General features: G+C 35.1%; 9 protein-coding genes and 1 other RNA gene. 5 read left to right on the forward strand and 5 right to left on the reverse strand.

The annotated features are described in order from the left end of the window. Positions 1–18 precede the first annotated feature (18 nt). Entirely contained in the window at positions 19–1,440 is a 1,422-nt protein-coding gene (locus tag ACIQ2L_RS12445; protein WP_396159280.1) for an ATP-dependent RecD-like DNA helicase, read from the reverse strand. A 217-nt stretch (positions 1,441–1,657) separates the two neighbouring features. On the opposite strand from ACIQ2L_RS12445, the gene ACIQ2L_RS12450 reads away from it, so the two are divergent. Together ACIQ2L_RS12450 and rsmD are read left to right on the forward strand one after the other, a co-directional pair. Continuing rightward, entirely contained in the window at positions 1,658–2,470 is an 813-nt protein-coding gene (locus tag ACIQ2L_RS12450) for a DUF3822 family protein (protein WP_396159282.1), read from the forward strand. Next, entirely contained in the window at positions 2,467–3,045 is a 579-nt protein-coding gene (gene rsmD / locus ACIQ2L_RS12455) for a 16S rRNA (guanine(966)-N(2))-methyltransferase RsmD (protein WP_396159284.1), read from the forward strand. Before ACIQ2L_RS12450 ends, rsmD begins: the two co-directional genes overlap by 4 nt. 152 nt (positions 3,046–3,197) lie before the next feature. Here the strand turns inward: rsmD and rnpB are convergent. Beyond that, positions 3,198–3,575, reverse strand: an RNA gene (gene rnpB, locus ACIQ2L_RS12460) — RNase P RNA component class A. Between the two features lie 141 nt (positions 3,576–3,716). Here rnpB and ACIQ2L_RS12465 point away from each other — a divergent pair. Continuing rightward, the gene (locus ACIQ2L_RS12465; RefSeq protein ID WP_396159286.1) at positions 3,717–5,537 is read left to right on the forward strand and encodes a DNA polymerase III subunit gamma/tau; all 1,821 of its coding nucleotides are present in this window, start codon (positions 3,717–3,719) and stop codon (positions 5,535–5,537) included. 11 nt (positions 5,538–5,548) lie between these two features. On the opposite strand, the gene ACIQ2L_RS12470 is transcribed toward ACIQ2L_RS12465, so the two are convergent. The 3 genes from ACIQ2L_RS12470 to ACIQ2L_RS12480 are packed head-to-tail and all read right to left on the reverse strand — an operon-like array spanning position 5,549 to position 9,076. Continuing rightward, entirely contained in the window at positions 5,549–6,439 is an 891-nt protein-coding gene (locus ACIQ2L_RS12470) for a Ppx/GppA phosphatase family protein (RefSeq protein WP_396159288.1), read from the reverse strand. A gap of 13 nt (positions 6,440–6,452) precedes the next feature. Further along, positions 6,453–8,588 (reverse strand): polyphosphate kinase 1, encoded by a 2,136-nt coding sequence (ppk1, locus tag ACIQ2L_RS12475; protein ID WP_396159290.1) that lies wholly within the window; start codon positions 8,586–8,588, stop codon positions 6,453–6,455. A 2-nt stretch (positions 8,589–8,590) separates the two neighbouring features. Next, positions 8,591–9,076, reverse strand: coding sequence for a SixA phosphatase family protein (locus ACIQ2L_RS12480; protein ID WP_396159292.1), 486 nt, complete (start codon positions 9,074–9,076; stop codon positions 8,591–8,593). Positions 9,077–9,742: 666 nt separating this feature from the next. Here ACIQ2L_RS12480 and ACIQ2L_RS12485 point away from each other — a divergent pair. Both ACIQ2L_RS12485 and ACIQ2L_RS12490 read left to right on the forward strand, forming a co-directional pair. Beyond that, positions 9,743–10,282, forward strand: coding sequence for a hypothetical protein (locus ACIQ2L_RS12485; protein WP_396159294.1), 540 nt, complete (start codon positions 9,743–9,745; stop codon positions 10,280–10,282). A gap of 14 nt (positions 10,283–10,296) precedes the next feature. Beyond that, on the forward strand, positions 10,297–14,796 hold a 4,500-nt coding region (locus tag ACIQ2L_RS12490; protein ID WP_396159296.1), incomplete at its 3' end, for an Ig-like domain-containing protein.

The following is a 14,796-nucleotide window of genomic DNA, read 5'->3' on the forward strand; positions in this document are numbered from 1 at the left end:
ATTAATTCCCTGTAAAATCTAATTGTCAAAACTCTCTTCCTTAAAACCAATCAAATACAACTTATCCTTAGCACGCGTGACAGCGGTGTATAGCCAACGGATATAATCCAAATCAACGCCATTGGGCAAATACGGTTGCTCAATAAAAACAGTATTCCATTGTCCGCCTTGCGATTTGTGACAGGTAATGGCGTATGAAAATTTAACTTGAAGCGCGTTGAAATATTCGTTTTCTTTTACCTTTGAAAATTTCCGATATTGTGGTTCGCCTTCATAATCTTTCATCACTTCTTGGTACAAATGATTGCTTTCATCAAAGGTTAATGATGGTGATTCGCTGGTAATAGTATTTAACAGTAACACTGTTTCAAAAGGTTTCTGATTGGAATAATCAACCATTCTGATTTTGACTTTCGCAAACTTAAAATCATACAATTCCTTAAAGCCAAAAATTTCCAACACTTCGATAATATCTCCGTTAGCTATGAATCCAGCTTCATCGGTTTCTTTTAACCAAAAATAATTGTTCTTTACCACCATTAAATAATCTCCCACAGAAAGTTCACTTTCTTTGTCTAAAATCTTGGTGCGGATTTGTTGGTTGTACTGATTGGCTCTTTTATTAGAACGAACGATAAAACACGTATCTTCAATACTGTAGTTGCTATACGCACTCTGTATGGCGTCTTGAATATCAAAACCATCTGTTAGTCGAACAATATCTTTATACCCTTTGAGGTTGAATTTGAAATCATCTAAAAAATGACTTTTCATTAATTCACGTAATTCCGTTGCGTTATATAAAATTCCAGAAAACTCTTCCTGACGCATCACTTCATCCAGTTCAATAGAAAAAACTTCTTTATTGTACTGTAATGCCAGTTTTTCGGTATCCAACGCCGGACTAACATCGAGTTGCACTGGCGGTAACTGAGCGGTATCGCCAAGCAAAATCATTTTACAGTTATTTCCGTTATATACATACGAAATCAAATCATCGAGCAACGATCCGTTTTCATACAACTTCGATTCGGTATTGACATCCGAAATCATCGAAGATTCATCGACAATAAAAATCGTATTGGTGTGTTTATTATCTTTCATTGTAAACGAAACGCCACCCGATTTCCCTTTCTTCGGAAAATAAATTTTCTTGTGAATCGTAAACGCAGGTTTGTTCGAATAATTAGCAATGACTTTGGCTGCTCTACCTGTAGGTGCTAATAAAACATACTTTTTATTGATTGTAACCAGATTATTGACAATGGTAGAAATTACAGTTGTTTTTCCAGTTCCTGCAAATCCTTTTAACACAAAAATTTCATCAGAATTTAAATTGGTTAAGAATTCGGCAATTTTTTGAAAAAAAATATCCTGTTTTACAGTCGGTTGAAACGGAAACTGTTTTTGTAATACACTGTAAAACTGGCTGGAAGTCATTTGGATTTATGCTGGAAATTGAATTTCAAATATAGTTTTTTTGAATGAATGAAATCTAAATTTAAACACTAAGAACACAAAGAAGGCACAATGGCCACTAAGCAATAAGAAACTTTGTGCGCCTCGTGTAATGACTTAGTGCGCTTTGTGGTTAAAATTCTTATGTTGCTTCAGTATAAATTTGTAAGTTTGCCATACGCACTAATTCAAAATAACTATGTGGCAAAACTCCAGTGTTATTGATAAAATGTATAAAAAACTGGCGATTCAGGTTTCGCTGAACGGTTTGTCTTTTGTTACGTTTGACACTTTAATGAATAAGCCTTTGGTGTTGCAAAAAATTGACTTGGGCAAAATTAATGTTACGACTAAAATTGAAGATTTGTTTGCAGAAGCTTTTCATAATTATCCAGAGTTAAAAGCAGATTATGATCAAGTGATTATCATTCATAGTAACAACCTTTCCACTTTTGTGCCCACGGCATTGTTTGATGCCGAATATTTGGGTAGTTATCTACAGTTTAACACGAAAGTTTTTGAAACCGATTTTTTTGCTTTTGATGAATTGAATAATTACGAAATGAATAATGTCTATATTCCATATGTGAATATGAACAACTATTTTATTGATCAGTTTGGTACTTTTGATTATAAGCATGCCAATACTATTTTGGTGAACAAACTTTTAGATTTTTCGAAAAACAACGAAGAACTTCAGCTATTTGTTCACGTTAGTGATTCTCATTTTGAAATTGTAGTCATTCAAAACCAAAAACTGCAGCTATACAATACGTTTGAGTATAAAACTCCAGAAGATTTTATTTACTATATATTATTTACTGCTGAACAATTACATTTGAATCCAGAGAGTTTTAAATTAGAGCTTTTAGGCAAAATTGCTGTAGACGATTCACTTTATAAAATGGCTTATAAATACGTTCGAAACACCAATTTGTTTGATGTGAGTTTTATGCAAAGTAGTTTAACCGATGCCGAAAAGCGCGAGCATTTTATTTTGTTACACTCATGAGAATTATCTCGGGTAAATACAAAGGCAGAAGAATAACACCTCCCAAAAACCTCCCCGTTAGGCCTACGACCGATATGAGCAAAGAAGCGTTATTCAATGTGTTGAACAATCATTTTAATTTTTCGGAACTAAAAGTTTTGGAGCTTTTTGCAGGAACTGGTAGTATAAGTTATGAATTTGCCTCACGAGGTTGTTCGCCAATTCTGTGCGTTGATGGCGATATGGGTTGCGTAAACTTTATAAAAAAAACGGCAAAGGAATTTGAGTTTGATATTACTGCCATCAAAAGTGATGTGTTCAAATTTCTAGAAAAGCATCATGGTAATTATGACATTATCTTTGCCGATCCGCCATATAATTTAGCGCAAAAGGATTTTGAAAAAATGATCGAAATGATTTTTGAAAGCGAATTATTGGACGAAGAAGGAATGCTGGTAGTAGAACATTCCAAATATTCAAAGCTAAACCACATGGCAAATTATTCTTTCCAAAAAAACTATGGCGGTTCAGTTTTTACTTTTTTTGAGTTCTCGACTGCTCTCGAACAGACGGAAGTTGAGAATGAAGAGGAATAATGATAGTTTAAAAAACGTCTCTTTAGCCCCGACAGAAGCAAGCTACCCTGACTGCCGGCAGGCAGGCATGTAGTGCGGATGGCGGGAGCATGAATGAAAGAAAGACAAATCGTGTGCTCCTAACCGAGCGCAGCGAACTGAGGTAGTATATAAAAAAAAGCAGACCTATAAGCCGGATTCTGTTCTCGTCTTTTGGGACGAGACCTTATCATTTATCTAGTCTCGTTGTTACCAACGAGATCGAGCTTCCTACCCTTCGACAACAGACGAGTAGCCCTTAAATGCCGATATACTTGGAATTTCACCGCATAGAGTTTACCTGGTTTCACTACAGCCGAACTGTACTTGCTTTCTGTTGCACTGGTCCTTCTCGTCCCGAAAGACGAGAGACGGGTGTTACCCGCTATGCTACTCTGTGGTGTCCGGACTTTCCTCTTTATTCCGAACTTGATTCGGAATCTTATGAAATTAAACTAAAAACACAAGATGCTGAAACGAGTTCAGCATAAAACGATAAGGCGGTCTGCGGGGCAAAGGTAATCAATTGCAATAGCAATAACAAAGAACAATTGCAAAGTCAAAATTTACTATATGAATTTCTCTTATTGTTATTGATTTTTGATATTGAATTTGTCATTGAAAATTCTATATTTGTAAACCAATAAAAATCTATGGAACAATTTGTAGTATCAGCCCGAAAGTATCGTCCGCAAACGTTTAAAGACGTTGTGGGACAACAGGCTATTACGAATACTTTGCTTAATGCTATAGAAAGTAACCACTTGGCTTCTGCCCTACTATTTACGGGTCCGAGAGGCGTTGGGAAAACAACCTGCGCGCGAATTTTAGCGCGTAAAATTAACCAACCCGGTTATGATGATCCCAATGAAGATTTTGCTTTTAATGTGTTTGAATTGGATGCCGCTTCTAATAGTGGTGTAGATGGAATTAGGGATTTGATTGACCAAGTTCGTATCCCACCACAAATGGGTCAATACAAAGTTTACATTATTGACGAGGTACATATGTTATCATTAGCGGCTTTTAATGCCTTTTTGAAAACTTTAGAAGAACCACCAAAGCACGCCATTTTCATTTTGGCTACGACCGAAAAGCACAAAATCATTCCTACTATATTATCGCGTTGTCAAATTTTTGACTTCAAACGCATTACGGTGAAAGATGCTAGAGAACATTTGGCTGAAGTAGCGAAAAGTCAGGGTGTAGCATTTGAAGACGATGCCCTGCATATTATTGCCCAAAAAGCCGATGGTGCGATGCGTGATGCTTTATCCATTTTTGACCGAGTAGTTTCTTTTTGTGGGAACAATTTAACCCGTCAAGCGGTAACTGAGAACTTGAATGTTCTGGATTATGAAACGTATATCAATATGACCGATTTGATTTTGGAAAATAAAATTCCGGAAGTTTTAATGGGCTATAACGATATATTGGCCAAGGGTTTTGACGGACACCATTTTATTGCTGGCTTGGCATCGCATTTCAGAGATTTATTGGTTGCCAAAAATCCTGTCACACTTTCGTTATTAGAAATGGGTGAAGCGGCACAACAGCTCTACGGACAACAAGCACAAAAAGTATCGCAAGATTTTCTTTTAAAAGGAATTGAATTGGCTAATGATTGCGATTTAAAATACAAAGTTTCGCAAAACCAACGCTTGTTGGTTGAACTCACGCTGATGCAAATATCCTCTATCAACTTTGATGGAGAAAAAAAAAAGTCTGACTTTATAATTCCACCTACGTATTATCGCAGAAATGATTATTCCATTTCTGAAATAAATTCCAAATTCCAAATTCCAAATTCCAAAATTGTTGTCGAAGAAACGACAGAAACTCCTTCAGCAAAAGTTGAAGAAATTATAGAAGTTGCAAGTTCCGAGTTGGAAGTTTCGAGTTCCGAGATTCGATTTGAAAGTTCCGAGTTGAGAATTGAAGAAGCCGAAACTGTAAAAGTACAAGAACCTGAAATCCGAAACCCGAAACCCGACACTACTGTAACTACTGCAAAAGTATCCGCTACATCCTTAGCTAGCATTCGTGTTAGAAAAGAAATGGCTGAAGCACAAAAATCGGAAGCGAAAGAGGTAATCCATTTGCCAAATGAACCGTTTAGCGAAACGGAAATGTTGGAACAATGGATAAAATATGCGCAACGCATGGAAGACAAAGGGCTTCGTATTATAGCATCATTATTAACAATTAACGACCCTACTCTTGATGGTACAACCATCATTCATGAATTGCCTAATGAAAGTTCTAAAATAGATTTTGAAAAAGAGAAACCTGAATTATTAGGCTATCTTCGAGGGAAATTACACAATCATGAAATTAGCATCCATGTTAAAGTGAATGAAACTTTAGTTGATAAAAAAAGGTATACCACTCAGGAAAAATACAATCGATTGGTAGAACTGAATCCTAATTTGGAATTGATGCGTAATTTGTTTGGGTTGGAGGTCAATGAGTAAAGTAGTTTCTGTCACAACTTTCCTTGATACATCGCTTTTACAATTCCGTCTGCCAAACCAATTTTTGGAACAAATAATTGCCTTGCTTTACTCCATTTCATAGCATTAAGATAAACTTTTGTTGCCGGAATAATTACATCGGCACGATCGGTATTCATTGCCAACTCAGCAATACGCTGTTCGTAGGTTAACGAATTTAAATATTGGTATTGCGAGTTCAAGTATAAATATGAAAGTGGTTTATCTTGTAATTTACCTGATAGTTTAAATAGCTTGTTTATGTTTCCACCCGAACCAATAAGAATCACTTCTTCAAATTCTTCCGTTTTTGTTTTTATCCATTTTTCTATTTCATCCCAAACAATGTCGGTTACCATATTATTCAACATACGAACAGTTCCAATTTTAAACGATTTGGATGCTATCATTTTACCATCCGTAAACAAGGAGAATTCGGTACTACCGCCTCCAACATCAACATATAAGTAGGTTTTGTCTGTTTTTAAGAAATCGTGCAAATCAGAAGAAGCAATTATTGTAGCTTCTATTTTTCCGTCAATAATATCTATATCTATATCGCACTGCTCTTTTATTATGCCAACAACTTCTTTCCCATTATAGGCCTCACGCATGGCTGATGTAGCGCACGCTTTGTATTTTTCGACCTTATAAACTTTCATTAGTAACTTGAATGCTTTCATTGCATCAACCATTCGGTCTATGTTTTCTTCTGAGATTTCACCAACAGTAAACGCATCTTGCCCCAAACGAATAGGTACTCGAATTAAAGCACTCTTATTGAATTGAGTTTCTTTGTTCTGTTGTTCAACAATATTAGTGATGAGCAATCGCATAGCATTGGAACCTATATCAATCGCTGCATATTTTTTTATAGATATCATTCTTTAATAATGCTTATTGCTTTTTTTCTTGGGGTGGAATTTCACAAAAATCCAAACGATCACGATAGTAATTATACGTTTCGTGTTGGGCACGGTAAACAGGCTCTCCATCTTCTCGAATTCGGTATTTATTTTCAAATTTTTCTGAATGATAGCGTGCTTTGACATTTCCTTTCCAGCCAATATTGAAAGTGTCTATAATTTGTTTTTTAATCTCGTCATCATAAATAGGACAGGTAACTTCTACGCGACCATCTAGGTTTCTAGTCATAAAATCGGCTGATGAAATGAATACTTCCGGATTATTATTATTACAGAAAATATAAGAACGGGTATGTTCTAAAAAGTAGTCTACGATACTCACCGCTTCGATGTTTTCGCTCATGCCTTTCACCCCTGGAATAAGAGAACAAATACCTCTAACTTGCAATTTAATCTTTACCCCAGCATTACTTGCTTCGTATAACTTGTCAATAAATGGATAATCTGAAATGCTATTCATTTTAAGATTAATGTAAGCTGGACGGCCCATAATTGCATTATTTATTTCTCTATCAATTAACTTACTAAACCTTGAACGTGTATAATGAGGTGAAACAATTAAATGTTTGTACCGATGAATTCTATAATTAACATCAAAGAAATCAAAGATTTTAGCAACATCTTTCAAGATTTGCTGATGGCTTGTAAAAAGGGTTAAATCGGTATAAATTCTGGCCGTGGTTTCGTTAAAATTTCCAGTAGAAATAAAGCCATAACGTTTTAGTTTGCCTTCTTCTATTCGGTCAATCAGGCATATTTTACTGTGTACTTTTAATCCTTTGATACCAAAGATGAGTTCTATCCCTTCTTGTTGCATTTGTTCTGCATAAGAAATATTACTAGCTTCATCAAAACGTGCTTGGAGCTCTATTTGAACGGTAACTTTTTTTCCGTTTTTAGCTGCATTAATGAGTGAACTTATGATTTGAGAATTCTTTGCTAAACGATATAAAGTAATTTTTATGGCAGTAACCCTGGGGTCTAAAGCGGCTTCACGAAGAAATTTTATCAAATAGGAAAATGACTGAAAGGGCGCGTTTATCAAATAATCTTTTTGGGCAATTTTATTCAAAAGACTGCCATCTAAGGACAACCCTTCTACAGGAAGTGGCATTCTGGGCGGATACAATAAGTCAAATCTACCCAAGTTTGGGAAGTTCATATAATCGCGACGGTTGTGATATCTTCCTCCAGGAATTACTCCATCGGAGGCATCGATTCCCATCTTTGAAAGGAAAAATTTGAGTGTGTCTTTTTCTATATGCTCGTCATAAACAAAGCGAACGGGTTCTCCTATTCGTCGATCTTTTACTGATATTGCAATTTTTTCGAGCATACTTTTACTCATATCACTATCAATATCCAACTGGGCATCACGAGTAATTTTTATCATATGAGCAGAAATGCTTTCGTAATCAAAAATATTGAAGATACTGCTCAAGTTATAACGGATTAAATCGTCGAGCATCATCAAATATTGCTTGCCTTCAATTTGAGGAAGTTCTACTATTCGATTGGTGGTTTTTGGAATTTCGATAACAGCATAACGAGTTTCAGATTTAGCTTTTTTCAACAGACCTAACATTTTAGATTTTGATTCTGCTTTCATCACCAACTTCACAGCTAAATAACCTGAAGCATCTTTTAATAATGGAAATTCTGCTAAGTCGTTTAAGATGATTGTAACGAGTTCAGGGCTTATTTTTTGGATAAAAAAATCTTTTATATAGTTCTCGTGCTGACTAAGAACCTCATTCTCGTTTATAATAATAATATTATGTTTGACTAATTCTCTTTCAATTACATTTAAAATTTTAAGGCTTTCAGTTTGCTGTTTGATTACTATTTCCGTAATGTCTTTGATTAATTGAGGTGCCGAAATTCCGCCCAATATTTTTTCTCCTGAAATACCTGATAAATTTAAACGCCGAATCGCTGCGAATCGAACCCGAAAAAACTCATCTAAATTATTGGAGAAAATACCAATAAAGCGCAATCTTTCTAATAGTGGAACTGACTCATCAGCTGCTTCTTGCAAAACCCTGGCATTAAATGCCAACCAACTTTTTTCTCGATCTATATATCGAAAACCTCTTTCTGTGCTCATACTTATTTTAAATCTCTTGGGAAAACAACTTTTTTGGTAATTCCGTTACTGATATATTTCCAACTTTCTTGTTCGAATAGAATGCTTACAAAACCTGAAGTAGCAACATTTTCAATAAAACTGCTCCCAAATTTATTGACAAAATTAGTAATCGCTTCATTATGACCAAAAATAATCAAATGTTCATAATGATCAGGACATGATTTTATGATTTGCTCTAACTTTATCTCGTCAAAAGTATACAACTCCTCTTTAAAAATAATACTTTCATAGGGAAAGGAAATGTTTTGAGCAAAAATCATTGCCGTTTCTGCAGCTCTTTTTGCGGCACTACTCCAAATCAAAAAAGTATTTGGGATTTGATTACTAATGTATGTAGAAACCAAATGCGCCTCTTGAATACCTTTGCTTGTCAATGGTCTATCATAATCTCGAAGTGGGGCTTCCCAACTAGATTTGGCATGCCGAACAAGAATTAATTCTTTCATGATTTGATTAATTTATTTTGAAAGTATAAATTTAGGTTATTAATATTTATTATGAAGTGCTATCATTAAGAATAGTGCTGAATTATATTTTATTATGTTAGTAATCGAAATTCGAATAAATTAAACTTTTAAAAAACTTATTGAAAAAAAAAGTGTATATATCAGTATTGTTAATAAATAAAAAATATTACAAACGTTTACAATTTTCTTTATTTTTGAAGTATTTTTCTTGTAAAAATAACCTATTAATGCACTTTATCTATATAATTGTACATTTTATCGATGTTTTATTTTGTCAATTAAATAAAACGACTTAATTTCGATGTATTAAAATAAGAAAGAAAAAAAAAGAAAAACCCAAATACCCAAATTATTATGTCAAAAAACAAGCAAATTTTGCACAAAAACAAAGTTGAAAATGCTCAAGAATTTAAAAAAATGCTTTTCTCATTTTGATTTATGTCTTAGAATAAAATTTTATTTTTTAATAATTTGTCATTAATTTTTAGAAAAAATAGTTTAGCCCAAAATATATAAGCGCCAAAAATCAAACAAAAAATTATCATTCTAAAGCGATTTTGCTAGACTTTATAAAATAAATGTTTATATTTAACCTAAATAAGTAACCATCAAACAATTTCTTTGTTTGAAAAAACAACTCAAGCTATGAAACAAAAAGTATTATTCATTGTAGTGCTAGTTTTCATTTATTCTAGTGTATTTTCACAAGACACAAAATCAGTTCAAAATGAAACAATTGTTGTGACTGAAATAAATTCATTGCTAGCATCATCAAGAACTTCGGGCTCTGCTCGCACAATTGCTATTCCTTCTAAAAACATTGAACTTCAACGTTTAAATGATTTGGTAACTCAAGTTCAATCTTCTATCTATTTTTATAAAAGTGAAGTAAAAACATTTGGAAACTCGCCGACAAATCTCTACACAGATGCAAGTTCGTTGGGACAAATTAATAATTCCATCACCGAAAAACAGAATATTGAAATCGTAACCATTTTAATCAATACGGAACATGAATTAAATTCGGTTATTGACTTAGCTCCTTTTTCAAATTTTCCTAATTTGAAATACCTCTATTTTATATATAACGTCAATACAAGTAGCGAATATATAGCTAGTCACATTGGTCATTATGATAGTAGATTTAATCTCTTTTATAAAATAGACAAAGGGGATAGAAATTGATAAAAAGCAAATTTATGGAAAATTTATACTTCAACTCAATCGCAAAAAAGCTTAGGCAAATAATTGTATTATTAGTTATCCTTTTTGGATTTTCTATTACAATTAACGCTCAAGTATTAAAAGCATTTACCCAAAGAACCGCAGCGGCTTCTCCAACTAGAACAATTTATAATGTGAAAGGAGATTTTGCTATGTTAGGTAATACTTCATTAACACCTCAATTTTACTCTGCTACTCAAAATAATAATAACCAAGCAATGGTTTATGTTGATACAGATAATGATGCAAATACATTCAACTCATCGTCTTCTACCTTAACATATGCTTCTGAAAATGGATCGGTCCCATCATGCTCAACAGTTGTTTTTGCTGGTTTGTATTGGACTGGTGCTGGTTCACCAGACTTAACATTTAATGTAACAAAAAATAATGTCACAAAAACTTTTAATAAAAGAATTGTTAAACTTAAAGGTCCAAATGCTAGTTCATATACTGATATTACCGCAGCAGCTTCAGATATTTATTATCCTTCGGGTACAGAAGACAATATTTATTCAGCATATGCAGAGGTAACTGATTATGTAAGACAGAATGGTATAGGCCGATATACTGTTGCTGATATGGCACTTTTAGAAGGAGGACAAACCATCGGAACTGGTTTTTCTGGAGGATGGGGTATGATTGTCATATACCAAAACTATAAAATGAAATGGAGGGATGTAACTATTTTTGATGGATATGCATATGTTGCTGCTGGCAATTCGGCTACAGGTTTTGAGTTGCCTTTATCAGGCTTTAATACTGTTCAATCTGGAAACGTAGGTATGAAAATTGGTTTCATGGCTAGTGAGGGGGACGTAAGTTTTTATGGTGATTTTTTTAAAATAAGAAATCTTGCTACAAATAATTATACTACTTTAAGTCGAAATACCAACGGAGTTGTCCCAATTCCAGACAACTTTTTTAATTCTTCAATAACAGCACCAGGTATTCGAAATCCAAATTTAGTAAATAATACAGGTGTTGATATTGGCATTGTTAACATACCGAATGCTAACAACAGTATTATTGGAAATAGTCAAACATCAACTAGTTTTTTGTATGGTACCAGCGGAGATACTTTTTCTATTTATATGTTTGCTATGTCGGTTGATGCCAGTATACCGGAAGTTGAAGGAGTAATCACGGTATCAAGTATTAATGGTACACCAGCGGTTCAGCCCTATACAATATTACCCGGACAAGAGGCAGGTTATAGTGTCGATATAAAAAATATAGGGACAGAAGTAATTAATAATTATAAATTAATTGTACCAATACCATACAATGCAACCTATGTACAAGGTAGTGCTGAGGGTACAATATTTAGTCCGCAAACAACTCCAACTCCAAATAATATTTCATTTAATCCTAGTTTAGGAGCCACTGGATCTATAGTATGGGACTTTGGAACCTTAGTTTTGCCTGCTAATTCAAGTTCGTTGTTAGCTAGATTAACATTTAAATTATTAACTACTACTGATTGTTCTATCTTACATAATGATACTTGTGCAAATAGTATAGCTGTTGTTGGAAATTCCACTGGCATTGGCGCTATTACTCAAGTAGTCCTAAATAATTCAAATTTGATTCAAGGGTATACACAAAATGGTAGCTGTTCTGGAGAGCCTATTCCAACTCCCATTAATATAACAATTAATAGCACCAATTACGAAATTCAAAACTGTACAAATACTGATTATACAAGACACTTTTCTTACTGTAGTGCTAGCAATAGTATAGGAACATCACAAATTGCTTCAAATTTTCCGGTTGGTTCATTATTCTACGATACTTTTCCTGTAACTGTTGACTCAATTCAATATACTGACGCCAACCCTATTCCTTTAGTCTTGGGTTCAACAATTACATATTATGCTGTTCCTTCAAATGGAGGAAGTGGATGTAATTTCCCTTTCACAATTACAAAATGTCCCTTAATTATAGCTCAAGATGATGCTTTAGTGGGAGGCAATGGCACAATAGGAAATCCAAATGCAGGAAACGTTTTAAACAATAATGGGAGTGGTTCTGATACTTTAAATAATATACAAGCGACTATAAATCAAGTTATCATAACTGTTACAACGCCAGCAACTTCAATTGGTGGAAATCCAGTTCCTTTTATCGATACTAATACAGGTCAAGTTTCTATACCTGCTGGAACACCTGCTGGAACTTATACGATAGTGTATAACTTATGCGAAGAACTAAATCCAACAACAAATTGTGACCCAGCAACGCTAACAATCACTGTCAGTGCTCCAATTATTGTTGCTGTTAACGATTCTTTTACGAACATAAATTGTACAACGTTGGGAATAATTGGTAATGTTTTATCAAATGATACTTTAAATGGTGTATCATTTCCAGCTAATTTGGTAAATTTCACATTGCTTTCAGGAAGCCATCCAAATATTTCTTTTAGTTCAAATGGAGAAGTAAATCTTACACCAGGTATTGCTGCAGGAGTGTATACATTTACCTATAAAATTTGTCAAGTATTAAATCCATTAAACTGTAGTAATATAGCAACTATATCAATAACTGTTGTTGATACAACAGCGCCTGTAATCTCTGCGTTGCCCGGAATTTCTACAATTTCTTGCCCTGCAACTCCTAGTTTTGCAACTCCAACTGCAACTGATACATGTGGTACTGTAACGTTAACATCAAATAATGTTATAACAAATGGCGATTGTCCTAATTCCTATTCTATAACTAGAACTTGGACAGCAACTGATGCTTCAGGAAATACGGCAACGGCTTCACAGACCATTATCGTTCAAGATTCTACAGCTCCTACTTGGATAACTTCTCCAAATGCTTTAGATACTACTCTTCAATGTAATGATGCCCAAGGTCTGTCTTTGGCTCAAGCTTTAGAACCAGTTGCTACTGATAATTGTGATACCAATTTAGAAGCTCCGATAAAAGTTGATGGGGCTTTCATTCCCTCATCGTCATGTCCTAACTCAGGTACAATTACCAATACTTGGACTGTGAAAGATGCTTGTGACAATACATCCTCTGTGTTTACGCAAGTAATTACTATCTTGGATACTACGCCTCCTACATGGACTACAAATGCTGGTTCATTAGATAGAACCATTCAATGTAGTGATGCCACTGGTTTGGCCTCAGCTCAAGCTTTAGCACCTATTGCAACTGATAATTGTTCTAATACTGATGGTCCCTCTAATATTACGTATACCAAAACCTCGGGTGCTTTTACGGCTGGCTCTTGTCCTAATAATGGAACCTACACCAATACGTGGGTGGCTAAAGATGTTTGTAATAATACATCTACTGTATTTACACAAGTAATCACTATTCAAGATACTACTCCGCCTGCATGGACAACTGCTGCTAATGCGTTGAACGCTAATTTTCAATGCGCCGATGCTGCTGGTTTGGCTGCGGCTCAAGCTTTAGCACCTGTTGCAACTGATAATTGTGTTGGAACCGTAACGTATACCAAAACCTCGGGTGCTTTTACGGCTGGCTCTTGTCCTAATAATGGAACCTACACCAATACGTGGGTGGCTAAAGATGTTTGTAATAATACGTCTACTGTGTTTACACAAGTAATCACTATTCAAGATACTACTCCACCTGCATGGACAACTGCTGCTAATTCGTTGAACGCTAATTTTCAATGTGCCGATGCTGCTGGTTTGGCTGCGGCTCAAGCTTTAGCACCTGTTGCAACTGATAATTGCGGTGGAACCGTAACGTATACCAAAACCTCGGGTGCTTTTACTGCTGGCTCTTGTCCTAATAATGGAACCTACACCAATACGTGGGTGGCTAAAGATGTTTGTAATAACACATCTACTGTGTTTACACAAGTAATCACTATTCAAGATACTACTCCGCCTGCATGGACAACTGCTGCTAATGCGTTGAACGCTAATTTTCAATGTGCCGATGCTGCTGGTTTGGCTGCGGCTCAAGCTTTAGCACCTGTTGCAACTGATAATTGCGGTGGAACCGTAACGTATACCAAAACCTCGGGTGCTTTTACTGCTGGCTCTTGTCCTAATAATGGAACCTACACCAATACTTGGGTGGCTAAAGATGTTTGTACTAATACATCTTCTGTATTTACACAAGTAATCACCATTCAAGATACTACTCCACCTGCATGGACAACTGCTGCTAATGCTTTGAACGCTAATTTTCAATGCGCCGATGCTACTGGTTTGGCTGCGGCTCAAGCGTTAGCGCCTGTTGCAACTGATAATTGTGGCGGAACCGTAACATATACCAAAACATCGGGTGCTTTTACGGCTGGCTCTTGTCCTAATAATGGAACCTATACCAATACGTGGGTGGCTAAAGATGTTTGTAATAATACGTCTTCTGTGTTTACACAAGTAATCACTATTCAAGATACTACTCCACCTGCATGGACAACTGCTGCTAATTCGTTAAATAGAACATTTGAATGTAGTGATGTTACTGGTTTGGCT

This window comes from Flavobacterium sp. (assembly GCF_044369455.1).
GTDB lineage: Bacteria > Bacteroidota > Bacteroidia > Flavobacteriales > Flavobacteriaceae > Flavobacterium.

Excerpts from the sequence above, each read along its gene's own strand:
- ACIQ2L_RS12470 (WP_396159288.1), bottom strand. The coding sequence starts at position 6,439 with ATGATATCTATAAAAAAATATGCAGCGATTGATATAGGTTCCAATGCT.
- ACIQ2L_RS12445 (WP_396159280.1), bottom strand. The coding sequence starts at position 1,440 with ATGACTTCCAGCCAGTTTTACAGTGTATTACAAAAACAGTTTCCGTTT.
- ppk1 (WP_396159290.1), bottom strand. The coding sequence starts at position 8,588 with ATGAGCACAGAAAGAGGTTTTCGATATATAGATCGAGAAAAAAGTTGG.
- ACIQ2L_RS12485 (WP_396159294.1), top strand. The coding sequence starts at position 9,743 with ATGAAACAAAAAGTATTATTCATTGTAGTGCTAGTTTTCATTTATTCT.
- ACIQ2L_RS12465 (WP_396159286.1), top strand. The coding sequence starts at position 3,717 with ATGGAACAATTTGTAGTATCAGCCCGAAAGTATCGTCCGCAAACGTTT.
- ACIQ2L_RS12480 (WP_396159292.1), bottom strand. The coding sequence starts at position 9,076 with ATGAAAGAATTAATTCTTGTTCGGCATGCCAAATCTAGTTGGGAAGCC.
- rsmD (WP_396159284.1), top strand. The coding sequence starts at position 2,467 with ATGAGAATTATCTCGGGTAAATACAAAGGCAGAAGAATAACACCTCCC.
- ACIQ2L_RS12450 (WP_396159282.1), top strand. The coding sequence starts at position 1,658 with ATGTGGCAAAACTCCAGTGTTATTGATAAAATGTATAAAAAACTGGCG.